18 protein-coding genes are annotated in these 20,699 nt (G+C 71.3%); 10 read left to right on the top strand and 8 right to left on the bottom strand.

All coding sequences use genetic code 11. From position 1 onward, the window contains the following. Positions 1 to 358 precede the first annotated feature (358 nt). The gene (locus tag ACIREI_RS23405; protein ID WP_403335919.1) at positions 359 to 535 is read right to left on the bottom strand and encodes a hypothetical protein; all 177 of its coding nucleotides are present in this window, start codon (positions 533 to 535) and stop codon (positions 359 to 361) included. A gap of 242 nt (positions 536 to 777) precedes the next feature. Here ACIREI_RS23405 and ACIREI_RS23400 point away from each other — a divergent pair, with 242 nt between their 5' ends. From ACIREI_RS23400 to argF, 5 genes are all read left to right on the top strand, one after another. Continuing rightward, positions 778 to 1,701, top strand: a complete 924-nt coding sequence (locus ACIREI_RS23400; RefSeq protein WP_403335916.1) for an LLM class F420-dependent oxidoreductase — start codon at positions 778 to 780, stop codon at positions 1,699 to 1,701. Positions 1,702 to 2,041: 340 nt separating this feature from the next. Further along, positions 2,042 to 3,517: a 3' terminal RNA ribose 2'-O-methyltransferase Hen1 gene (locus ACIREI_RS23395; RefSeq protein WP_403335913.1), complete on the top strand. Its 1,476-nt coding sequence runs from the start codon at positions 2,042 to 2,044 to the stop codon at positions 3,515 to 3,517. Then, complete coding sequence (locus tag ACIREI_RS23390) at positions 3,514 to 6,063, top strand: polynucleotide kinase-phosphatase (protein ID WP_403335911.1); 2,550 nt, start codon at positions 3,514 to 3,516, stop codon at positions 6,061 to 6,063. Before ACIREI_RS23395 ends, ACIREI_RS23390 begins: the two co-directional genes overlap by 4 nt. Positions 6,064 to 6,221: 158 nt before the next feature. Further along, complete coding sequence (locus ACIREI_RS23385; RefSeq protein ID WP_403335908.1) at positions 6,222 to 7,445, top strand: arginine deiminase; 1,224 nt, start codon at positions 6,222 to 6,224, stop codon at positions 7,443 to 7,445. Between the two features lie 60 nt (positions 7,446 to 7,505). Beyond that, positions 7,506 to 8,513 (top strand): ornithine carbamoyltransferase, encoded by a 1,008-nt coding sequence (gene argF / locus ACIREI_RS23380; RefSeq protein WP_403335906.1) that lies wholly within the window; start codon positions 7,506 to 7,508, stop codon positions 8,511 to 8,513. A 108-nt stretch (positions 8,514 to 8,621) separates the two neighbouring features. Here the strand turns inward: argF and ACIREI_RS23375 are convergent, their stop codons facing one another. Beyond that, positions 8,622 to 9,074, bottom strand: coding sequence for an ATP-binding protein (locus tag ACIREI_RS23375; RefSeq protein WP_403335904.1), 453 nt, complete (start codon positions 9,072 to 9,074; stop codon positions 8,622 to 8,624). 304 nt (positions 9,075 to 9,378) lie between these two features. On the opposite strand from ACIREI_RS23375, the gene ACIREI_RS23370 reads away from it, so the two are divergent. Further along, positions 9,379 to 10,206, top strand: a complete 828-nt coding sequence (locus ACIREI_RS23370) for an enoyl-CoA hydratase family protein (RefSeq protein WP_403335902.1) — start codon at positions 9,379 to 9,381, stop codon at positions 10,204 to 10,206. A 2-nt stretch (positions 10,207 to 10,208) separates the two neighbouring features. Next, a complete protein-coding gene (locus ACIREI_RS23365) occupies positions 10,209 to 12,602 on the top strand; it encodes a bifunctional salicylyl-CoA 5-hydroxylase/oxidoreductase (protein ID WP_403335900.1) in 2,394 nt (797 codons plus the stop codon). Positions 12,603 to 12,633: 31 nt separating this feature from the next. Here ACIREI_RS23365 and ACIREI_RS23360 read toward each other — a convergent pair whose 3' ends face one another. From ACIREI_RS23360 to ACIREI_RS23340, 5 genes are all read right to left on the bottom strand, one after another. Continuing rightward, entirely contained in the window at positions 12,634 to 13,833 is a 1,200-nt protein-coding gene (locus ACIREI_RS23360; protein WP_403335898.1) for a sulfate adenylyltransferase subunit 1, read from the bottom strand. A 2-nt stretch (positions 13,834 to 13,835) separates the two neighbouring features. Then, on the bottom strand, positions 13,836 to 14,738 hold the full coding sequence (gene cysD / locus ACIREI_RS23355; RefSeq protein WP_403335896.1) for a sulfate adenylyltransferase subunit CysD: 903 nt from the start codon (positions 14,736 to 14,738) through the stop codon (positions 13,836 to 13,838). Next, positions 14,735 to 15,301, bottom strand: coding sequence for an adenylyl-sulfate kinase (gene cysC / locus ACIREI_RS23350; RefSeq protein WP_403335893.1), 567 nt, complete (start codon positions 15,299 to 15,301; stop codon positions 14,735 to 14,737). Before cysC ends, cysD begins: the two co-directional genes overlap by 4 nt. Before the next feature lie 116 nt (positions 15,302 to 15,417). Continuing rightward, positions 15,418 to 16,230, bottom strand: a complete 813-nt coding sequence (locus ACIREI_RS23345; RefSeq protein WP_403335890.1) for a PaaX family transcriptional regulator C-terminal domain-containing protein — start codon at positions 16,228 to 16,230, stop codon at positions 15,418 to 15,420. 15 nt (positions 16,231 to 16,245) lie between these two features. Beyond that, positions 16,246 to 17,859, bottom strand: a complete 1,614-nt coding sequence (locus tag ACIREI_RS23340) for an AMP-binding protein (protein ID WP_403335887.1) — start codon at positions 17,857 to 17,859, stop codon at positions 16,246 to 16,248. Positions 17,860 to 18,042: 183 nt separating this feature from the next. Between ACIREI_RS23340 and ACIREI_RS23335 the strand changes: the two genes are divergently transcribed. Next, positions 18,043 to 19,260 (top strand): acyl-CoA dehydrogenase family protein, encoded by a 1,218-nt coding sequence (locus tag ACIREI_RS23335; protein ID WP_403335885.1) that lies wholly within the window; start codon positions 18,043 to 18,045, stop codon positions 19,258 to 19,260. Continuing rightward, on the top strand, positions 19,257 to 19,655 hold the full coding sequence (locus tag ACIREI_RS23330; protein WP_403335882.1) for a RidA family protein: 399 nt from the start codon (positions 19,257 to 19,259) through the stop codon (positions 19,653 to 19,655). The genes ACIREI_RS23335 and ACIREI_RS23330 overlap by 4 nt, the downstream gene beginning before the upstream one ends. A gap of 117 nt (positions 19,656 to 19,772) precedes the next feature. Here the strand turns inward: ACIREI_RS23330 and ACIREI_RS23325 are convergent, their stop codons facing one another. Beyond that, positions 19,773 to 19,967, bottom strand: coding sequence for a DUF5999 family protein (locus ACIREI_RS23325; protein ID WP_403335879.1), 195 nt, complete (start codon positions 19,965 to 19,967; stop codon positions 19,773 to 19,775). Between the two features lie 238 nt (positions 19,968 to 20,205). Between ACIREI_RS23325 and ACIREI_RS23320 the strand changes: the two genes are divergently transcribed. Further along, positions 20,206 to 20,664 carry a DUF6299 family protein gene (locus ACIREI_RS23320; RefSeq protein ID WP_403335876.1) on the top strand — a complete coding sequence of 153 codons (459 nt, stop codon included), beginning with the start codon at positions 20,206 to 20,208 and terminating at the stop codon, positions 20,662 to 20,664. The last annotated feature ends 35 nt before the right edge of the window (positions 20,665 to 20,699 follow it).

Raw genomic sequence — 20,699 nt, 5'->3', positions numbered from 1 at the left:
GGGGGGGTGCGGGTACGGCCTTGGGTTGGGTTGTGGGGCGGGGCCGGGCCGGGGGGTGTCCGTCCTCGGTCGGGCGGTGGGCGTTGGGCTGGAGGTGCTGTTTCTTGACGCCCGACTCTGCGGGCGGACACCCCCCGGCCCGTCCCCTTCCCGCCGCGGGCGACTGCGGGCCGTTCCACGCCTCAGCCGCGTGCAGTCGCCGCCCCAGCCGCGGACCGTCCTGTCCGAGCCCTACTCGCGGCTGTGCTGGGGCGGCACGGGTGGGCGCGGGCGGCGCCCCGTCAGCGCCGGGCTGCGCGACGTACCCCCGCCCAGCCCCCGCGCCGGGTACCCCGCAGACCCGGCCCAGCCGACGGAGTCAGGCCGTCTCCCCGTCCTGCAGGTGCCCGCGCCCGGACCCCCCGGTCGACTGCAGATCCGCGTCGAGGGCCGACAGGTCCGCGTTCAGGGCCGCCATCAGCTCCTCCATCTGCTGTAGCAGTCCTTTCGGCTGGCCGGTGCCGCCGCCCTGCTGTGGCGGGAAGTTCTCGGACATGACGGCCTCCTCGGCCTCCGGCCCGCGATGGAAGCGGGCCGACACGGTGACGCGTCCGGCGCTCGACGGCCGGGGCGGGGGCCGGGCGGTCCGGCTCCGACCGAGCCAACGATCACCGTCGGGGGCGGTCACTGGCCCGGGCGGGGGGCGGCAACGGGGTGGACGGAATTCACCCGACCGGGGACGCGGACGGCCGGGGGACCGGTTCGGTCCACGGGTGGCGCGGCGTGCAGGATGGACGTATGGATCTTCGCATCTTCACCGAGCCCCAGCAGGGCGCCACCTACGACACGCTCCTCACCGTGGCGAAGGCCACCGAGGACCTTGGCTTCGATGCCTTCTTCCGGTCGGATCATTATCTGAAGATGGGTTCCGTGGATGGTCTTCCCGGCCCCACGGACGCCTGGATCACGCTCGCCGGCCTCGCGCGGGAGACCAAGCGGATTCGCCTCGGGACCCTGATGACCGCCGGCACCTTCCGACTGCCCGGCGTGCTCGCCATCCAGGTCGCCCAGGTCGACCAGATGTCCGGCGGCCGTGTCGAACTCGGCCTGGGAGCCGGGTGGTTCGAGGAGGAGCACCAGGCGTACGGCATCCCGTTCCCGAAGGAGAAGTTCGGGCGGCTGGAGGAGCAGCTCGCGATCGTCACCGGGCTGTGGGCGACCGAGGTCGGTGAGACCTTCGACTTCCACGGGAAGTACTACGACCTCAGCGACTCGCCCGCCCTGCCCAAGCCCGCCCAGGACCGCATTCCGGTCCTGATCGGCGGGCACGGCGCCACCCGTACGCCGCGGCTGGCCGCGAAGTACGCCGACGAGTTCAACATGCCGTTCGCCTCGGTCGAGGACAGCGAGCGGCAGTTCGGGCGCGTGCGGGCCGCCGCCGAGGAGGCCGGCCGCAAGGGGGAGGAGCTCGTCTACTCCAACGCCCTCGTCGTGTGCGTCGGCAAGGACGACCAGGAGGTCGCCCGTCGCGCCGCCGCGATCGGACGCGAGGTGGACGAGCTGAAGCTCAACGGGCTCGCCGGCTCCCCGGACGAGGTCGTGGAGAAGATCGGCCGGTACCAGGAGATCGGGTCGCGGCGGATCTACCTCCAGCTCCTCGACCTCGACGATCTGGACCACCTGGAGCTCATCTCCTCGCGGGTTCAGTCGCAGCTGTCGTAGGCCACGCCACGCCTCGGGCAGCGATGGCACGGACGCGCTGCCCGAGGCGCTGTCCGGCCCTGCGGAGATCCGTCATGGAGGACTCCTTTTCGCGGGTGCGGTGGTGTGTGCCGTGGAATTGCCGAGGGATTACCCGGGCTTGGCCTTCGCCGCGGTCGAGCGGAATCGGTGATTCTTTTCCGGTTCTCAACAGCCTTTTATTTACCGTCGTCTTCAGGATCACCGAGACGCCGCTCCACCGCCCGCCCTGGCGGTGGCCAGCAAAAATGCCTGCGTACGGCCGGGCGGCGGGCTGTACGTTGTGGTGTCCGCAGTTCAGACCACTTTCGAGGCAACCACCGTGTTCCTGACGATCAGTACCACCGGCACGCCGGAACGCCCCGCCACCGATCTCGGCTACCTGTTGCACAAGCACCCCGAGAAATCGCAGGCGTTCTCCACTTCCTACGGCAAGGCGCACGTCCTCTACCCGGAGGCGGACGCCGAGCGCTGCACGGCGGCGTTGCTGCTGGAGGTCGATGCCGTGGCACTGGTCCGGCGCGGCAAGGGCAAGGGCCGGGGCGGAGCGCCCGACGCGGCGCTCGCTCAGTACGTCAACGACCGTCCGTACGCGGCCTCCTCGCTGCTGGCCGTGGCACTGAGCGCCGTCTTCTCCAGCGCGCTGCGGGGCGTGTGCAACGCCCGGCCCGAGCGCGCCGCGCAGCCACTGCCGCTGCGGATCGAGGTGCCCGCACTGCCGGCCCGAGGCGGCCCGGAGCTCGTACGGCGGCTGTTCGAGCCGCTCGGCTGGGCGGTGACCGCCGAGCCGGTGCCGCTGGACACCGAGTTCCCGCAGTGGGGCGACTCGCGCTACGTCCGTCTCGTCCTGGAGTCGGACGCGCTGACCCTCGCCGAGGCCCTGCGCCACCTGTACGTCCTGCTCCCCGTCCTCGACGACGCCAAGCACTACTGGGTCTCCTCCGACGAGGTCGACAAGCTGCTGCGGGCCGGTGAGGGCTGGCTCCCCCGGCACCCGGAGCAGAAGGTGATCACCAGCCGGTATCTGTCGCGCCGCTGGTCGCTGACCCGGCAGGCGATGGAGCGGCTGGAGCTCGTGCGGCTCGCGGAGGCCGACGACAGCGAGGTCGAGGACATCGACAACGCCGTCGAGGAGGAGAGCGAGGGGGAGGAGAAGCCGACGCCGCTCGCCGTGCAGCGGCGGGACGCGATCATGGCCGCGCTGAAGGCGTCCGGAGCCGCCCGGGTGCTCGATCTCGGATGCGGGCAGGGGCAGTTGGTGCAGGCGCTGCTCAAGGACCCCGCGTACACCGAGATCGTGGGCGTGGACGTGTCGATGAGGGCGCTGACCATCGCCGGACGGCGGCTGAAGCTGGACCGGATGGGGGAGCGGCAGGCCTCGCGGGTGAAGCTCTTCCAGAGCTCCCTCGCCTACACCGACAGCCGGCTCAAGGGCTACGACGCCGCCGTCCTCAGCGAGGTCATCGAGCACCTCGACCTGCCGCGGCTGCCCGCCCTGGAGTACGCGGTGTTCGGCTCCGCCCGCCCGCGGACGGTTCTGGTGACGACCCCGAACGTCGAGTACAACGTCCGCTGGGAGTCCCTCCCGGCCGGGCACGTCCGGCACGGCGACCACCGCTTCGAGTGGACCCGCGAGGAGTTCCGGGCCTGGGCGGAAGCGGTGGCCGAACGGCACGGGTACGGCGTGGAGTTCGTGCCCGTGGGACCCGACGACCCGGAGGTGGGGCCGCCCACGCAGATGGCCGTTTTCAGCATGCAGAGCAGCGTGAACGACGAGAAGGAGGCGAAGGCCGCATGAGCGAGACCACCCGGACGTCCGAGGGGCGGGTCCTGCCCGTCACCGACCTCTCCCTCGTCGTACTCGTCGGCGCCTCCGGCTCCGGCAAGTCCACCTTCGCCCGCCGGCACTTCAAGCCCACGGAGGTCATCTCCTCCGACTTCTGCCGCGGCCTGGTCTCCGACGACGAGAACGACCAGAGCGCGACCCGGGACGCCTTCGACGTCCTGCACTACATCGCGGGCAAGCGCCTGGCCGCCGGCCGTCGTACGGTCGTCGACGCCACCAGCGTGCAGCAGGACGCCCGGCGGCAGCTGGTCGACCTGGCCAAGCAGTACGACGTGCTGCCGATAGCCATCGTGCTCGACGTGCCGGAGGAGGTGTGCGCCGAGCGCAACGCGAGCCGCACCGACCGGGCCGACATGCCGCGCCGGGTCATCCAGCGGCACACCCGTGAACTGCGCCGCTCGCTCCGGCACCTGGAGCGCGAGGGCTTCCGCAAGGTGCACGTCCTGCGGGGCGTCGAGGACGTCGAGAACGCCACCGTCGTCACCGAGAAGCGCTTCAACGACCTGACCCACCTCACCGGCCCCTTCGACATCGTCGGCGACATCCACGGCTGTGCGAGCGAACTGGAGTCCCTGCTCGGCAAGTTGGGCTACGTCGACGGCGTGCACCCGGACGGCCGTACCGCCGTCTTCGTCGGCGACCTCGTCGACCGCGGCCCGAACAGCCCGGGCGTGCTGCGCCGCGTGATGGCGATGGTGAAGTCGGGCAACGCGCTGTGTGTGCCGGGCAACCACGAGAACAAATACGGGCGTTACCTCAAGGGCCGCAAGGTCCAGCACACCCACGGACTCGCCGAGACCATCGACCAGATGGAGGGCGAGAGCGAGGAGTTCCGCGCCGAGGTGCGGGAGTTCATCGACGGGCTCGTCAGCCACTACGTCCTCGACGGCGGCCGGCTGGTGGTCTGCCACGCCGGTCTGCCCGAGAAGTACCACGGGCGTACGTCGGGGCGGGTGCGCTCGCACGCGCTGTACGGCGACACCACCGGGGAGACCGACGAGTTCGGGCTGCCGGTGCGCTACCCATGGGCGGAGGACTACCGGGGCCGGGCGGCTGTGGTGTACGGCCACACTCCGGTGCCGGAGGCCACATGGCTGAACAACACCATCTGCCTGGACACCGGTGCTGTCTTCGGCGGCAAGCTGACCGCGCTGCGCTGGCCGGAGCGGGAACTGGTCGACGTACCGGCCGAGCAGGTCTGGTACGAGCCGACGAAGCCGCTGCGGACGGAGGCACCCGGCGGGCACGACGGGCGACCGCTGGACCTGGCGGACGTGCACGGGCGCAGGGTCGTGGAGACGCGGCACGCCGGCCGGGTGTCCGTCCGTGAGGAGAACGCGGCGGCGGCTCTGGAGGTCATGAGCCGCTTCGCCGTCGACCCGCGCCTGCTGCCGTACCTCCCGCCGACGATGGCACCGACGGCGACCTCACACATCGAGGGGTACTTGGAGCACCCGGCGGAGGCCTTCGCGCAGTACAAGGAGGACGGGGTCGAGCGGGTCGTGTGCGAGGAGAAGCACATGGGTTCGCGGGCGGTGGCCCTGGTGTGCCGGGACGCGGAGGTCGCGCGCAAGAGGTTCGGGGTCGACGGCCCCACCGGATCGCTGTACACCCGTACCGGTCGCCCCTTCTTCGACGACGAGTCCGTGACGGAGACGATCCTGGAGCGGCTCCGGGGCGCTGTGACCGAGGCTGGTCTCTGGGCGGAGCTGGAGACGGACTGGCTGCTGCTCGACGCCGAGCTGATGCCGTGGTCGCTCAAGGCCTCCGGCCTGCTGCGCTCGCAGTACGCGGCGGTCGGCGCCGCCTCCGGGGCCGTGTTCCCCGGTGCGCTGGCCGCCCTGGAGGGCGCCGCGGCGCGCGGCGTCGACGTGTCCGGGCTGCTGGCACGCCAGCGCGAACGTGCCTCGGACGCCGCCGCGTTCACGGAGGCGTACCGCCGCTACTGCTGGACGACTGACGGCCTGGACGGCGTACGCCTGGCCCCCTTCCAGATCCTGGCGGTCCAGGGGCGCAGCCTCGCCGCGCTCCCGCACGACGAGCAGCTCGCACTCCTCGACCGGCTGGTGGAGCACGACAGCACGGGCCTGCTCCGGACGACCCGGCGCCTGTACGTCGACACCGGCGACCCGGAGTCGGTCCAGGCCGGCGTCGACTGGTGGCTGGAGATGACCGGCCGCGGCGGTGAGGGCATGGTCGTCAAGCCGCTCGGTGCGGTCGTGAGGAGTGACGCGGGGCGCCTGGTGCAGCCGGGCATCAAGTGCCGGGGCCGCGAGTACCTGCGGATCATCTACGGTCCCGAGTACACGCGCCCGGACAACCTGGCCCGTCTGCGGCAGCGGTTCCTCAACCACAAGCGGTCCCTCGCCATCCGCGAGTACGCGCTCGGGCTGGAGGCGCTGGACCGGCTGGCGGACGGCGAGCCGCTGTGGCGGGTGCACGAGGCGGTGTTCGGCGTGCTGGCGCTGGAGTCGGAGCCGGTGGACCCGCGGCTGTGACGTGATGCCGGGGAGTGGCCGCCGTTGAGTTCCCGGCCACCGGTGACGTACCGGTGGCCGGGACCGCGTAAGGGTGGTGGCCGCTTGTCGTCGAGGGGACGAAAACGGAAACGGTCGAGCAGGGGGTGAACTCGGTCGCCGATGGTCAGGATGGAGGCATGGGATTCCATGTCGACTCCGAGGCCGGGCGGCTGCGCCGCGTCATCCTGCACCGGCCGGATCTCGAGCTCAAAAGGCTCACCCCCAGCAACAAGGACGCGCTGCTCTTCGACGACGTGCTGTGGGTGCGCCGGGCGCGCGCCGAGCACGACGGGTTCGCCGACGTCCTGCGTGACCGCGGGGTCACCGTCCACCTCTTCGGCGACCTGCTCACCGAGGCCCTGGAGATCCCGGCGGCCCGGGGGCTCGTCCTGGACCGGGTCTTCGACGAGAAGGAGTACGGGGTCCTGGCCACGGACCACCTCCGCGCGGCCTTCGAAGGTCTGCCGTCGGCCGAGCTCGCCGAGGCCCTCGTCGGCGGTATGACCAAGCGGGAGTTCCTGGAGGCGCACCCCGAGCCGATCTCCGTGCGCTTCCACGTCATGGAGCTCGACGACTTCCTCCTCGCGCCCCTCCCCAATCACCTCTTCACCCGCGACACCTCCGCCTGGATCTACGACGGCGTCTCCGTCAACGCCATGCGCTGGCCCGCCCGCCAGCGCGAGACCGTGCACTTCGAGGCGATCTACCGGCACCACCCGCTGTTCCGTGAGGAAACGTTCCATGTCTGGTCCGAGGGGCAGGCCGACTACCCCTCCACCATCGAGGGCGGGGACGTCCTGGTGATCGGCAGCGGCGCGGTCCTCATCGGGATGAGCGAACGGACCACGCCGCAGGCCGTCGAGATGCTCGCCCACAAGCTGTTCGCCGCCGGGTCGGCCCAGACGATCGTGGCCCTCGACATGCCCAAGCGGCGCGCCCTCATGCACCTCGACACCGTGATGACGATGGTCGACGGCGATGTCTTCACCCAGTACGCCGGGCTCGGCATGCTCCGCTCCTACACCATCGAACCGGGCGCCGGCGACAAGGAGCTGAAGGTCACCGACCATCCTCCGGAGCACATGCACCGCGCGATCGCCGCCGCCCTGGGCCTCAGTGAGATCCGCGTCCTGACCGCGACCCAGGACGTCCACGCGGCCGAACGCGAGCAGTGGGACGACGGCTGCAACGTGCTGGCCGTCGAGCCGGGTGTCGTCGTCGCCTACGAGCGGAACTCCACCACCAACACGCATCTGCGCAAGCAGGGCATCGAGGTGATCGAGATCCCGGGCAGCGAGCTGGGGCGGGGGCGGGGCGGGCCGCGCTGTATGAGCTGTCCGGTCGAACGTGAGGCCGTATAGAAATGCTGAAGGTCGTATAGACTTCCAGGGTCCCTGTTCACGTACCTCTGGAGCGCCCCCATGGCGACTGTCCCGACCGCCCTCGCCGGCCGCCACTTCCTCAAGGAGCTCGACTTCACCGCGCAGGAGTTCCGCGGACTGATCGAGCTGGCCGCCGAGCTGAAGGCCGCCAAGAAGGCCGGGGCCGAGACGCAGTACCTGCGGGGCAGGAACATCGCGCTGATCTTCGCGAAGACCTCGACGCGCACGCGCTGCGCGTTCGAGGTCGCGGCCGCCGACCAGGGCGCCTCGACGACGTACCTCGACCCGTCCGGCTCGCAGATCGGCCACAAGGAGTCCGTGAAGGACACCGCGCGCGTGCTGGGGCGGATGTACGACGGGATCGAGTACCGCGGGGACAGCCAGGCGAAGGTGGAGGAGCTGGCCGCGTACGCCGGCGTGCCCGTCTACAACGGCCTCACCGACGACTGGCACCCCACCCAGATGCTCGCCGACGTGCTGACGATGACGGAGCACAGCAGCAAGCCGCTGGACGAGATCGCCTTCGCCTACCTGGGCGACGCCCGCTTCAACATGGGCAACTCCTACCTGATCACCGGTGCCCTGCTCGGCATGGACGTACGGATCGTCGCGCCGAAGAGCTACTGGCCCGCCCAGGAGATCGTCGACCGGGCCCGGGAACTCGCCGGGGCCAGCGGGGCGCGCGTCACCCTCACCGAGGCGGTCGAGGAGGGCGTGGCGGGCGCCGACTTCGTCGCCACCGACGTCTGGGTCTCCATGGGGGAGCCCAAGGAGGTCTGGGACGAGCGGATCGCCGCGCTCGCTCCGTATGCGGTGACCATGGACGTCCTGCGCGCCACCGGGAACCCGGCCGTCAAGTTCCTGCACTGCCTGCCGGCCTTCCACGACCTCGGTACGAAGGTGGGGCAGGAGATCTTCGAGACCCATGGGCTGGAGTCGCTGGAGGTGACCGACGAGGTGTTCGAGTCGGTGCACTCGGTGGTCTTCGACGAGGCGGAGAATCGGATGCACACGATCAAGGCGGTTCTGGTGGCCACGCTGGCCTGAGTTTCAGGGGGGAGCGCCGCGGGGGTGCGGGTGGTCTGCCCGCTGCCGGCCGTGTGTGGCTGGTCGCGCCCACGCGGCGGAGCCGCAAATCGACACAGCCCCACGCCCCTAGGTGGGCTTTCGCTGAGCTGGGATGACCGGCAGCCGGAACCACACCGCCTTGCCGGAGTCGGTGAGGCGGTGGCCACAGGACGAGCTCAAGGCGCGGATCAGCAGCAGGCCGCGGCCGTGCTCCTGCCAGGGATCGGGCTCGCCGACGGCGGGCCGGGTCAGGTTGCCCGGCGGTGCCGGGTCCGGGTCGTGCACCTCGACCTGGCAGCCGGACGGCAGCAGCTCCACCACCAGCTCTATCGGGCCGCTCCCCGCGGTGTGCTCCACGGCGTTCGCGACCAGCTCCGCCGTGAGCAGCTCCGCGGTGTCGCTGTCGGCGGACTGCTCCAGCTCGGCCAGCGCCGTACGGACCAGTGCGCGGGCGACGGGCACGGCCGCGACGGTGTGCGGCAGTGCGATGCGCCAGGAGGCGGAGGCTGCGGGGCGATCTTGCAAGGCGGGTCCGTTCATGAGCAGGCTGTCCTGCTTTCAACCTTATGAATGGTACGGCGCCACCCGGCAGAGGCATCCGAAGGGCACCGTTCGGGACCTTCGGCCCCGACTGCTGGGCGGCTTACCCGGGTGAACGGCCCGCCTCCCCCGGCTGATCCCGCCGTTACGGCGGTGTCGCGGAGTCGTGACGGATGTGACGGGACCAGGTCACACCCGAACGGTCTATTGCGCACTCGTGACGACAGTCAAAGTTGGGTGATAACTTCGAGGGGTAGAGCTCCGTGAGGCAGTGCCCGCCGTCCGCCCGAGGAGGCCGCACGTCATGAGTCCCTTCACCGGCTCCGCCGCCCGCACCTCCGACTGGAAACATCTGCGGGTCGAGCACGCCGACGGGGTCGCCACCGTCACCCTCGCCCGCCCCGAGAAACTCAACGCGCTCACCTTCGGCGCCTACGCCGACCTGCGCGATCTGCTCGCGGAGCTGTCGAGGGAGAGGGCGGTACGGGCCCTGGTGCTGGCCGGCGAGGGCCGCGGTTTCTGCTCCGGCGGCGACGTCGACGAGATCATCGACGCGACCCTGTCCATGGACACCGCCCAGCTTCTCGACTTCAACCGGATGACCGGGCAGGTCGTGCGGGCCGTACGGGAGTGCCCGTTCCCGGTGATCGCGGCGGTGCACGGGGTGGCGGCCGGGGCCGGAGCGGTCCTGGCACTCGCGGCCGACTTCCGGGTGGCCGACCCCACCGCCCGCTTCGCTTTCCTCTTCACCCGGGTGGGCCTGTCGGGCGGCGACATGGGCGCGGCGTATCTGCTGCCGCGCGTCGTCGGCCTCGGGCACGCGACCCGCCTGCTCATGCTGGGCGAGCCGGTCCGCGCCCCGGAGGCCGAGCGCATCGGCCTAATCAGCGAGCTGACGGAGGAGGGCAAGGCGGACGAGGCCGCGGGGACGCTCGCCCGCCGCCTGGCCGAGGGCCCGGCCTTGGCGTACGCCCAGACGAAGGCGTTGCTGACGGCGGAGCTGGACATGCCACTGGCGGCGGCGGTGGAGATGGACGCGTCGACGCAGGCCCTCCTGATGAACGGCGAGGACTATGCGGAGTTCCACGCGGCTTTCACGGAGAAGCGTCCGCCGAAGTGGCAGGGGAGGTAGGGATGCTCTCGGCACAGGGGACTGTCCCCACCCCAGGGGCGCGGGGCGGTATTGGATGTGCGGCTACCGCCGCGCGGGCGCGACCAGCCCCCACAAACCCGCAGCCGCCGACGACGACCAGCCACCCCCTACGAGTCGCGATCATCGGCGGCGGCCCCGGAGGGCTGTACGCCGCCGCCCTCCTCAAACGCCTCGACCCGTCCCGCGAAGTAACCGTCTGGGAACGCAACGCCCCCGACGACACCTTCGGCTTCGGAGTGGTCCTCTCCGACGAAACCCTCGGCGGCATCGAACACGCCGACCCCGTGGTCTACGAGGCCCTGCAACAGCACTTCACCCGCTGGGACGACATCGACATCGTCCACAGAAACACCCGCCAAACCTCCGGAGGACACGGCTTCGCGGCCCTCGGCAGGAAACGCCTCCTGGAAATCCTGCACGACCGCTGCCGCGACCTCGGCGTGGAGCTCCGCTTCCGGACGGAGGCCCCGTACCCGGCCTGGCTCGCCGAGACATACGACCTCGTCATCGCCGCGGACGGTGTGCACAGCACCACCCGCGAGGCCTACGCCCATGTGTTCCGCCCCCATGTGGCCGAACACCACTGCCGCTACATCTGGCTGGCCGCGGACTTCGCCTTCGAATCCTTCCGCTTCGAGATCGCCGAGACCGAGCACGGCGTGATGCAACTGCACAGCTACCCGTACGCGGCCGACGCCTCCACGGTGATCGTCGAGATGCGCGAAGAGGTCTGGCAGGCGGCCGGGTTCGCGGAACTCGACGAACAGGAGTCCGTCGAGCGCTGCGCCAAGATCTTCGCGGAAGCGCTCCGCGGACGGCCCCTGAAGTCCAACAAGTCGGCGTGGACCACCTTCCGCACCGTCGTCAACGAGCGCTGGTCGCACGAGAACATCGTCCTGCTCGGCGACGCCGCCCACACCGCCCACTTCTCCATCGGCTCCGGCACCAAGCTCGCCGTCGAGGACGCCCTTGCGCTCGCCGCCTGCCTGGAGGAACAGCCCGACATCGCGAGCGCGCTCAGCGCGTACGAGGAGGAGCGCAAGCCCGTCGTCGCCTCCACGCAGCGTGCCGCCCGCGCCAGCCTGGAGTGGTTCGAGAACCTCGGCCTCTACCTCGACCAGCGGCCCCGCCAGTTCGCCTTCAACCTCCTCACCCGCAGCCGCCGCGTCACCCACGACAACCTGCGCCTGCGCGACGCCCACTTCACCGAGGCCGTGGAGCGCGACTTCGGCTGCCCGCCCGGTACGCCTCCGATGTTCACGCCGTTCCGGCTGCGCGGTCTGACCCTGCGCAACCGGGTCGTCGTGTCCCCGATGGACATGTACTCGGCCACGGACGGCGTTCCCGGCGACTTCCATCTGGTCCACCTCGGTGCCCGCGCCCTCGGCGGCGCCGGACTGGTGATGACCGAGATGGTGTGCGTCAGCCCCGAGGGACGGATCACCCCCGGCTGCGCCGGCCTCTACAACGGCAAACAGGGCGAGGTCTGGCGGCGGATCGTCGGGTTCGTGCACACCCAGGCGCCCGGCACCGCGATCGGCGTGCAACTCGGCCACAGCGGTCGCAAGGGCTCCACCAAGTTGATGTGGGAGGGGATCGACGAGCCCCTGGAGGATGGCAACTGGCCGCTCGTGGCCCCGTCCCCGATCCCCTACAAACCGTCCAGCCAGACTCCGCGCGAGCTGACCCGCGCCCAACTCACCGACATCCGCGAGCAGTTCACGGCTGCCGCCTGGCGTGCCGCCCGGGCCGGCTTCGACCTGCTCGAACTGCACTGCGCGCACGGCTATCTGCTCTCCGGCTTCCTCTCCCCGCTGACCAACCGCCGCACCGACGCCTACGGCGGCTCCCTCGGCAAACGGCTCCGCTTCCCGCTGGAGGTCTTCGACGCCGTACGGGGCGTATGGCCCGAGGAACGGCCCATGACCGTCCGTATCTCCGCCACGGACTGGGCCGACGGCGGGACGACGGCCGAGGACGCCGTCGAGATCGCCCGCGCCTTCGCCGCGCACGGCGCCGACGCGATCGACGTGTCGACGGGGCAGGTCGTGGCCGACCAACGGCCGGAGTTCGGGCGGTCGTACCAGACCCCGTACGCGGACCGGATCCGGCACGCCACCGGTCTCCCGGTGATCGCCGTCGGCGCGATCTCCTCCTGGGACGACGTCAACTCCCTGATCCTGGCGGGCCGTACGGATCTGTGCGCGCTCGCCCGGCCCCACCTGTACGACCCGCACTGGACGCTGCACGCCGCGGCCGAGCAGGGCTACGACGGGCCGGGCGTCGTCTGGCCGGCTCCGTACCGGGCAGGCAGCCGCCGCCCGCAGACGGGACGCACGGACGCCCCCAAGCCCCGCCTGACGCTCGGGACCTGAGGGCGTACGCCCCGCCTGTGAGGGCGGCCTTCTACAGGTCGACCATCCCGGCGGTCAGCGTCGCGCCGTCCGCGGGATCGATCAGGAGGAACGCGCCGGTGCGCCGGGAGACCGCGTAGTCGTCGAGCGCGAGCGGCTCGGCGGTGCGCAAGGTGATCCGGCCGAGATCGTTCGCGGTCAGTTCGGCCGCGCCGGCCAGGTCCTCGACGATCGCCTTCACGGTCCGCGTCGTGTGCCTGACCAGCACGCGGTCACCGGCCTTCAGCGGCCGGTCGGCCAGATGGCAGACCGCCGCCCGTACCTCCTGGGTGAGCGTCGGAACGTCGACACCCGCGGTGATCAGGTCGCCGCGCGCGACGTCCCGCTGGCCGGCGAGACGCACGCCGATCGACTGCGGTGCGTACGCCACGTCGACGTCCCTGCCGAGCACGTCGATGCCGGTGATCTCGGAAGTCCCGCCGGACGGGTGCACGGTGACGCGGTCGCCGACCCGCAGCGTCCCCGACGCCAACTGCCCGGCGTAGTGGCGGACTTCGCCGTGCCGGATGACGTACTGGACGGGGAAGCGGGCGGGGGCGTCGGCCGGGTCGGTGCCGACCGGGACGTTCTCCAGGAACTCCAGGAGCGCCGGCCCGCCGTACCAGTCCATGTGGGCCGAGCGCTCCACGACGTTGTCACCGACGAGCGCCGAGACCGGGATCGGCGTGAAGCCGGGCAGGTCCAGCTCGGCCGCATGGCCCGCGAAGTCCTCGACGATACGGTCGAACGCCTGCTCCTCGTACCCGACCAGGTCCATCTTGTTGACGGCGAGGACCACATGCGGAACCCGGAGCAGGGCGGCCACGGCGGCGTGCCGACGGGTCTGTTCGACGACGCCGTGGCGGGCGTCGACCAGGATGATCGCCAGCTCGGCGGTGGAGGCGCCGGTGACCATGTTGCGTGTGTACTGCACATGGCCCGGCGTGTCGGCCAGGATGAACCGGCGTCGCGGGGTGGCGAAGTAGCGGTACGCCACGTCGATCGTGATGCCCTGCTCCCGCTCGGCCCGCAGGCCGTCCGTCAGCAGCGCGAGGTCGGGGGTGTCCTGACCACGGTTGCGGGAGGCGAGCTCCACCGCCTCCAGCTGGTCGGCGAGCACGGACTTGGAGTCGTGCAGCAGCCGGCCGACCAGGGTGGACTTGCCGTCGTCGACGGAGCCCGCCGTGGCGAACCGAAGCGTGTCAACGGTCATGACTAGAAATACCCTTCGCGCTTACGGTCTTCCATCGCGGCCTCGGAGAGCTTGTCGTCGGCGCGGGTGGCGCCCCGCTCGGTCAGCCGGGAGGCGGCGATCTCGGCGATCACCTTCTCGATGGTGTCGGCGTCGGAGTCCACCGCACCGGTGCAGGACATGTCGCCGACCGTGCGATAGCGGACCTGCCGTTTCTCGGGAACCTCGTGCTCGCGCGGCCCGCCCCAGTCACCCGCCGTCAGCCACATGCCGCCCCGCTGGAACACCTCGCGCTGGTGGGCGTAGTAGATGTCCGGCAGCTCTATGCGCTCCCGGGCTATGTACTGCCAGACGTCCAGCTCGGTCCAGTTGGACAGCGGGAACACACGGACGTGCTCGCCGGGCGCGTGGCGGCCGTTGTACAGGTTCCACAGCTCGGGCCGCTGCCGGCGCGGATCCCACTGCGAGAACTCGTCCCGCAGGCTGAACACCCGCTCCTTCGCCCGAGCCTTCTCCTCGTCGCGCCGCCCGCCGCCGAACACCGCGTCGAACTTCTCGCTCTGGATCTTCTCGGTCAGCGGCAGTGTCTGGAGGGGATTGCGTGTCCCGTCGGGACGTTCGCGCAGCACACCCCGGTCGATGTAGTCCTGTACGGAGGCCACATGGAGCCGCAGCCCATGTGCGGCCACCACACGGTCGCGGTAGTCGATGACCTCGGGGAAGTTGTGTCCGGTGTCCACATGCAGCAGCGCGAACGGCGCCGGCGCCGGCGCGAACGCCTTCAAGGCGAGGTGCAGCATGACGATGGAGTCCTTGCCGCCGGAGAACAGGATCACCGGCCGCTCGAACTCACCCGCCACCTCGCGGAAGATGTGCACCGCCTCGGACTCCAGGGCGTCCAGGTGAGAAAGACCGAACGTCGTCACACCAGCCCCCGCTCCGCCAGCACGGTGTACACCGCGTCGGCCGACTCCCGGGGCGTCTGGACCTGCGTGGGAAGGACCAGCGACGGGTCCACCGGCGGCTCGTACGGGTCGTCGACACCGGTCAGCCCGGTCAGCTCGCCCGCGGCCTGCCGGGCGTACAGCCCCTTCACGTCCCGCTCGCTGCACACCTCGACGGGGGTGGCCACATGCACCTCGATGTACGGCGTCCCGCTCGCCTCGTGCCGCTTGCGGACGGCTTCGCGGCTGTCGGCGTACGGGGCGATGACCGGCACGACGGACAGCACGCCGTTGCGCGCGAGTACCTCCGAGACCAGGCCGATGCGCTGCACGTTGGTGTTGCGGTCCGCCCGCGAGAAGCCGAGGCCGGCGGAGAGGAAACGACGGATCTCGTCCCCGTCGAGGACCTCCACGCGGTGTCCCTCCGTCTTCAGCCGGTCACCGAGCAGGCGGGCGATGGTCGTCTTGCCCGCGCTCGGCAGACCGGTGAGCCAGACGGTGGCTCCCTGAGCCTTTGGGCCTCCCTTTCGGGGCGTGGTGGTCATGCGCAACAGTCCTCATCTCTTACCCGGCGACGACCTGATGGACGCTAGGTAAGAAACTTGAGAAGAGGTGCAGAGGAACCTGAGGGTTCCGTTAGGGGCGCGTGGTGTGCCCGAGGTCACAGGCCGGCGTATGCGGCGCCCGCATCCCGCAGCCGCTCGTGCAGTCCCCGGAAGACGGCCGCCGAGCGGGCGCCCGGCCAGTCCTCGGGCAGCAGCCGGGCGGGCAGGCCGGGGTCGGTGTAGGGGAGGTGGCGCCAGGAGTCGAGGGCGAGGAGGTAGTCGCGGTAGGCCTCCTCGGGCGGGGTGTCCGGCCGGCGCTCCCAGTCGTGCAGCACGCGCGCGTGGCGGTCGAGGAACGCCTCGTGCTCCTTGGCGATCGCGGCCAGGTCCCACCAGCGGGCGACCGACTCGGCGGTCGGCGCGAAGCCGAGGTGTTCGCCGCGGAAGAAGTCGACGTACTCCTCCAGGCGCAGCCGCTGCAGGGTGTGCCGGGCCTCCTCGTACAGCCGCGCCGGAGCGATCCACACGCCCGGCGCCGCCGTCCCGAAGCCCAGGCCGGCCAGCCGGGAGCGCAGTACGTGCCGCTTCTGCCGTTCGGACTCCGGCACCGAGAACACCGCCAGCACCCAGCCCTCGTCCTCGGGCGGCGCGGTGGCGTAGATGCGCCGGTCGCCGTCGTCCAGCAACTGGCGGGCTTCCGGCGACAGTTCGTACCCGGCCGCGCCCTGGACCGTACGGGCCGGCCGCAGCAGCCCGCGTCGCTTCAGGCGCGACACCGAGGAACGTACGGAGGGGGCGTCCACGCCGACCGCGGCCAGCAGTCTGATCAGCTCGGCGACCGGCACCGGGCCGGGCATGTGGCGGCCGTAGGCGCCGTAGAGCGTGACGATGAGAGACCGTGGTGCATGCTGGTCGGACACGTTGATCATCTTAGGTCGTACGGATCACTGCTGGTCACCCTGCGGGTCACCACCCGCGCGCAGCCGGAAACGCTGGAGCTTGCCGGTCGCGGTGCGCGGCAGCGCGTCCAGGAAGACGATCTCGCGCGGACACTTGTACGGCGCCAGCTCGCTCTTGACGAACGTGCGCAGCGCCTCCGCGTCCCGCCGCGCGCCCTCCCTGAGCACCGCGTACGCCACCACGACCTGGCCGCGCGCCTCGTCGGGCCGCCCCACCACCGCCGTCTCCAGCACGTCCGGGTGGCGCAGCAGGGCCTCCTCGACCTCCGGGCCCGCGATGTTGTAACCGGCCGAGATGATCATGTCGTCCGCGCGGGCGACATAGCGGAAGTAGCCGTTACTCTCCCGGACGTAGGTGTCGCCGGTGATGTTCCAGCCGTCGCGCACGTATTCGCGCTGCCGGGGGTCGGCGAGATAGCGGCAGCCGACCGGCCCGCGCACGGCGAGCAGACCCGGTTCCCCGTCGGGCTGTTCCCGGCCCTCGTGGTCGACCACGCGCGCGTGCCACCCCGGCACCGGCACCCCGGTCGTGCCGGGCCTGATGTGCTCGTCGGCCGCCGAGATGAAGATGTGCAGCAGCTCGGTGGCGCCGATGCCGTTGATGATGCGCAGGCCGGTCCGCTCGTGCCAGGCCTCCCAGGTGGCGGCTGGCAGGTTCTCGCCGGCCGAGACACAGCGGCGCAGCGAGGAGATGTCGTGCGAGTCGAGCGCGTCGAGCATCGCGCGGTACGCCGTCGGGGCGGTGAACAACACGGACACCCGGTGCTCGGCGATCGCGGGCAACAGCTGGTTGGGACCGGCCTGTTCGAGGAGCAGGGCGCTGGCGCCGGCCCGCATCGGGAAGATGACGAGCCCGCCGAGGCCGAAGGTGAAGCCGAGCGGGGGACTGCCGGCGAAGACATCGCCCACATGGGGGCGCAGCACATGCTCCGAGAAGGTGTCCGCTATCGCGAGCACATCCCGGTGGAAGTGCATACAGCCCTTGGGCCGTCCGGTGGTCCCGGAGGTGAAGGCGATGAGCGCGACGTCGTCGGCCGCTGTGTCGGCGGCGGGGTACGGCGTGCCGGGCGCCGGGCGGCGCAGCAGGTCGTCGGGGGCGTCACCGCCGTACGTCGCGATCCGCAGCCCCGGTATCTCGGCCTTGGCGAGGTCGTCGACGGCCCGGACGTCGCACAGCGCGTGCCGTACTTGGGCGATCTCGCACATGGTCCGCAGCTCGTGCGGCCGCTGCTGGGCCAGCACGGTGACGGCGACCGCACCGGCCTTCAGCACCGCCAGCCAGCAGGCCGCCAGCCACGGCGTGGTCGGGCCACGCAGCAGCACCCGGTTGCCCGGGACGACGCCGAGGTGGTTGGTGAGCACATGTGCGAGCCGGTCGACGCGGGCGCGCAGTGTGCCGTACGTCCATGTGTCGCCGGACGGGGTGTGGAACACGGGCCGCTCGTCGTCGGGGCCGGCGAGCAGCTCGGCGGCCGCGTTGAGCCGATCGGCGTAGTTCAGCCGCGGAAGGTCGAAGCGGAGCTCGGGCCACTGGTCGGGTGGCGGCAGATGCTCGCGGGCGAAGGTGTCGACGTGGGCGGAGCGGTGCAGACCGGCCATGGCGGTTCGCCCCCTTGCCTAGTGGGTGCCTTGTGGGCTGCCTCGTGGGCGTCGTGGTGGGCTCGCAGAGGGAGCGTATCGTGTTGGTGACGACAGTCAATGGTGCGCGATACCGTCGGAAGGGGCTCATTCGACGGGTCCGTCGAGGGGGCCGTCGCGGACGGCTCCGCAGGGAGGTCGGCAATGCCCGCATTCTCACTCGATCCGCCGCAAACCGCATGGTGTGCCGAACTGCGCACGCTGGCCGCCGAACGACTGCGCCCGCTCGCCGAGAAGGCTGAACCCGGGCACGTCAACCGCCCGCTGGTCACCGAACTCGGTCAACTGGGCCTGCTGGAGCGGCTGTTCACCTCGGGAGCGGTCGACCTGTGCCTGATGCGGGAGTCGCTGGCGTACGCCTGCACGGAGGCGGAGACCGCGCTCGCCCTGCAGGGGCTGGGCGCGCATCCGGTCCACGCGTACGGCACGCCGGCCCAACGGGAGCGCTGGTTGGCCCGGGTGGCCGAGGGCAGCGCGGTGGCGGCCTTCGCGCTGAGCGAGCCGGGGGCCGGGTCGGACGCGGCGGCTCTGGAACTGCGGGCGGACCGGGAGGCCTCGCGGCCGGGGGAAGCGGGCGGACCAGGGGCGCCGGCAAGCTCGGGGGACTCGCCGGTCGCCTCACTCGCCGCCGAACCCGACGGCCCCGCCCGCTGGCGGCTCACCGGCGACAAGTGCTGGATCTCCAACGCCCCCGAGGCCGACTTCTACACCGTCTTCGCCCGCACCACCCCCGGCGCCGGCGCCCGTGGCGTCACCGCCTTCCTGGTCCCCGCCGACCGCCCCGGCCTCACCGGGGCGGGCCTCGACATGTTGTCCCCGCACCCCATCGGCACCCTCACGTTCGACGCCGTCCCCGTCACCGCCGACGACATGCTCGGCGAGCCCGACCGCGGCTTCCGGGTCGCGATGGGCACCCTCAACCTCTTCCGGCCCAGCGTCGGCGCCTTCGCCGTCGGCATGGCCCAGGCGGCCTTGGACGCGACCCTCGCGCACACCGCCCGACGGGACGCGTTCGGCGGCAAGTTGAAGGAGCTTCAGACGGTCGCCCACCAGGTCGCCGAGATGGCCCTGCGCACGGAGGCGGCCCGTCTCATGGTGTACGCGGCGGCGACGGCGTACGACGAAGGCGCCCCGGACGTCCCGAAGCGGGCCGCGATGGCGAAGCTGCTCGCCACCGAGACCGCGCAGTACGTCGTCGACAAGGCCGTCCAGCTGCACGGCGCCCGCGCCCTGCGCCGCGGCCACCTCCTGGAGCACCTCTACCGCGAGGTGCGGGCGCCGCGCGTCTACGAGGGCGCCAGCGAGGTCCAACGGGGCATCATCGCCAAGGAGTTGTACGCGAACCTGGAGGCCGGTCAGTGAGCACCGAGCGAGTCAACCCGCCCGACCTCTCCCCGGCCGCCGGGTTCTCCCACGCGGTCGTCGCCACCGGCTCACGGGTCGTCTTCCTGGCCGGTCAGACCGCCCTCGACGCGGACGGCAAGGTGACCGGCGCCACCCTGCCCGAGCAGTTCGAGCGGGCCCTGGCCAATCTGCTGGCCGCGCTCGACGCCGCCGGCGGCACCGCTGCCGACCTCGCCCGGGTCACGGTCTACGCCACGGACGTCGCCGCGTACCGCGCCCAGGCCGCGGAACTCGGCCGCATCTGGCGGCAGTTGGCGGGCCGGGACTATCCGGCGATGGCGGTCGTCGAGGTCGTACGCCTGTGGGACGAGGAGGCGATGGTGGAGCTCGACGGGTTCGCCGTACTGTCGTAGGGCCTCGACGGGATCGCCATGCCGCCGAGGAGCTTCGCCGTACTGAGGCGGTTGCTGCTCATGCGTCGCAGGTTCCGCTCGCGCGTCGAGGTTCCGCTCGCGCGTCGCAGGTTCCGCTCACGCCGCCGTGGCGAGCCGCTCGGCCGGCACCCGGTGGGGGGCGACGACGCGGCCGTCGGGCAGCAGCTCACCGCTGTCGTCGAACACAATCGCGCCGTCGCAGAGCAGGCTCCAGCCCTGCTCGGGGTGTGCGGCCACCACATGGGGGGCTCGGCCATCGGAGGAAGGGCACGAAGGCTGGTGGGAACACATGGCGCACCTCCACATCGGACGGACGAGCCGTGTGGTTCGTCCATATGGGTAGACCATGCTCCCGCCCCGAACTCACCGGAACGGCCGACCGTAAACCGTGACAACACACGGACAACACTCTGACCGATCCACGACGGTCGGGGCGGACTCGCCACCGAAGGGGTGACGGTCACGGCCATGGGCGCACCCGCCAGGTACCAGTGGATGGCCCCACTCCGATTATCCGGGAGGTCATACCATGCCCCTGCGCCCCGCCCTCGCCACCGCCGCCGGTGCCGCCCTGCTTCTGCTGGTCGCCGCTCCGTCGGCCCCGGCCGACTCCGCGGCCCTCGCCGACCCCAAGGAGACCGTGACCATCGACGACACGGGCCGTATCGCCTCGGACGGCACCGTCACCGTGTCCGGCACCTACCGCTGCGCCGACGCCTCGGGGCCCGCGTTCGTGAGCTCCACCGTCGGCCAGCGGTCCTCCGACGTCCGGTACGGCATCGGCGGCACCCGCGCCGTGTGCGACGGCAAGCTGCACAGCTGGGAGAACACCGGCAGGCCCCAGACGGGCACGTCCTCGGCCCCCCTCAAGGCAGGCAAGGCGTACGTCGAGGCCACCATCGTCGAACTCCACCCCGTGGGCGGCCTGCCCCTGCCCCGCTTCCACGCCGTGCAGGACAAGCAGGACATCATGCTGACCAAGGACTGACCCCGACGTCCTTGAGTCCGGGCGTCCGGGCCGGG

The organism is Streptomyces sp. NPDC093591 (assembly GCF_044764885.1).
GTDB lineage: Bacteria > Actinomycetota > Actinomycetes > Streptomycetales > Streptomycetaceae > Streptomyces.
The sequence above is the reverse complement of the archived record's forward strand: the minus strand, read 5'-3'. Positions and strand labels throughout refer to the sequence as shown.

What these genes read in the sequence shown, in the direction of transcription:
- ACIREI_RS23405 (WP_403335919.1), bottom strand. Translation starts at nt 535, where the DNA reads ATGTCCGAGAACTTCCCGCCACAGCAGGGCGGCGGCACCGGCCAGCCG.
- ACIREI_RS23400 (WP_403335916.1), top strand. Translation starts at nt 778, where the DNA reads ATGGATCTTCGCATCTTCACCGAGCCCCAGCAGGGCGCCACCTACGAC.
- ACIREI_RS23390 (WP_403335911.1), top strand. Translation starts at nt 3,514, where the DNA reads ATGAGCGAGACCACCCGGACGTCCGAGGGGCGGGTCCTGCCCGTCACC.
- ACIREI_RS23385 (WP_403335908.1), top strand. Translation starts at nt 6,222, where the DNA reads ATGGGATTCCATGTCGACTCCGAGGCCGGGCGGCTGCGCCGCGTCATC.
- argF (WP_403335906.1), top strand. Translation starts at nt 7,506, where the DNA reads ATGGCGACTGTCCCGACCGCCCTCGCCGGCCGCCACTTCCTCAAGGAG.
- ACIREI_RS23375 (WP_403335904.1), bottom strand. Translation starts at nt 9,074, where the DNA reads ATGAACGGACCCGCCTTGCAAGATCGCCCCGCAGCCTCCGCCTCCTGG.
- ACIREI_RS23370 (WP_403335902.1), top strand. Translation starts at nt 9,379, where the DNA reads ATGAGTCCCTTCACCGGCTCCGCCGCCCGCACCTCCGACTGGAAACAT.
- ACIREI_RS23365 (WP_403335900.1), top strand. Translation starts at nt 10,209, where the DNA reads ATGCTCTCGGCACAGGGGACTGTCCCCACCCCAGGGGCGCGGGGCGGT.
- ACIREI_RS23360 (WP_403335898.1), bottom strand. Translation starts at nt 13,833, where the DNA reads ATGACCGTTGACACGCTTCGGTTCGCCACGGCGGGCTCCGTCGACGAC.
- cysC (WP_403335893.1), bottom strand. Translation starts at nt 15,301, where the DNA reads ATGACCACCACGCCCCGAAAGGGAGGCCCAAAGGCTCAGGGAGCCACC.
- ACIREI_RS23345 (WP_403335890.1), bottom strand. Translation starts at nt 16,230, where the DNA reads ATGATCAACGTGTCCGACCAGCATGCACCACGGTCTCTCATCGTCACG.
- ACIREI_RS23340 (WP_403335887.1), bottom strand. Translation starts at nt 17,859, where the DNA reads ATGGCCGGTCTGCACCGCTCCGCCCACGTCGACACCTTCGCCCGCGAG.
- ACIREI_RS23335 (WP_403335885.1), top strand. Translation starts at nt 18,043, where the DNA reads ATGCCCGCATTCTCACTCGATCCGCCGCAAACCGCATGGTGTGCCGAA.
- ACIREI_RS23325 (WP_403335879.1), bottom strand. Translation starts at nt 19,967, where the DNA reads ATGTGTTCCCACCAGCCTTCGTGCCCTTCCTCCGATGGCCGAGCCCCC.
- ACIREI_RS23320 (WP_403335876.1), top strand. Translation starts at nt 20,206, where the DNA reads ATGCCCCTGCGCCCCGCCCTCGCCACCGCCGCCGGTGCCGCCCTGCTT.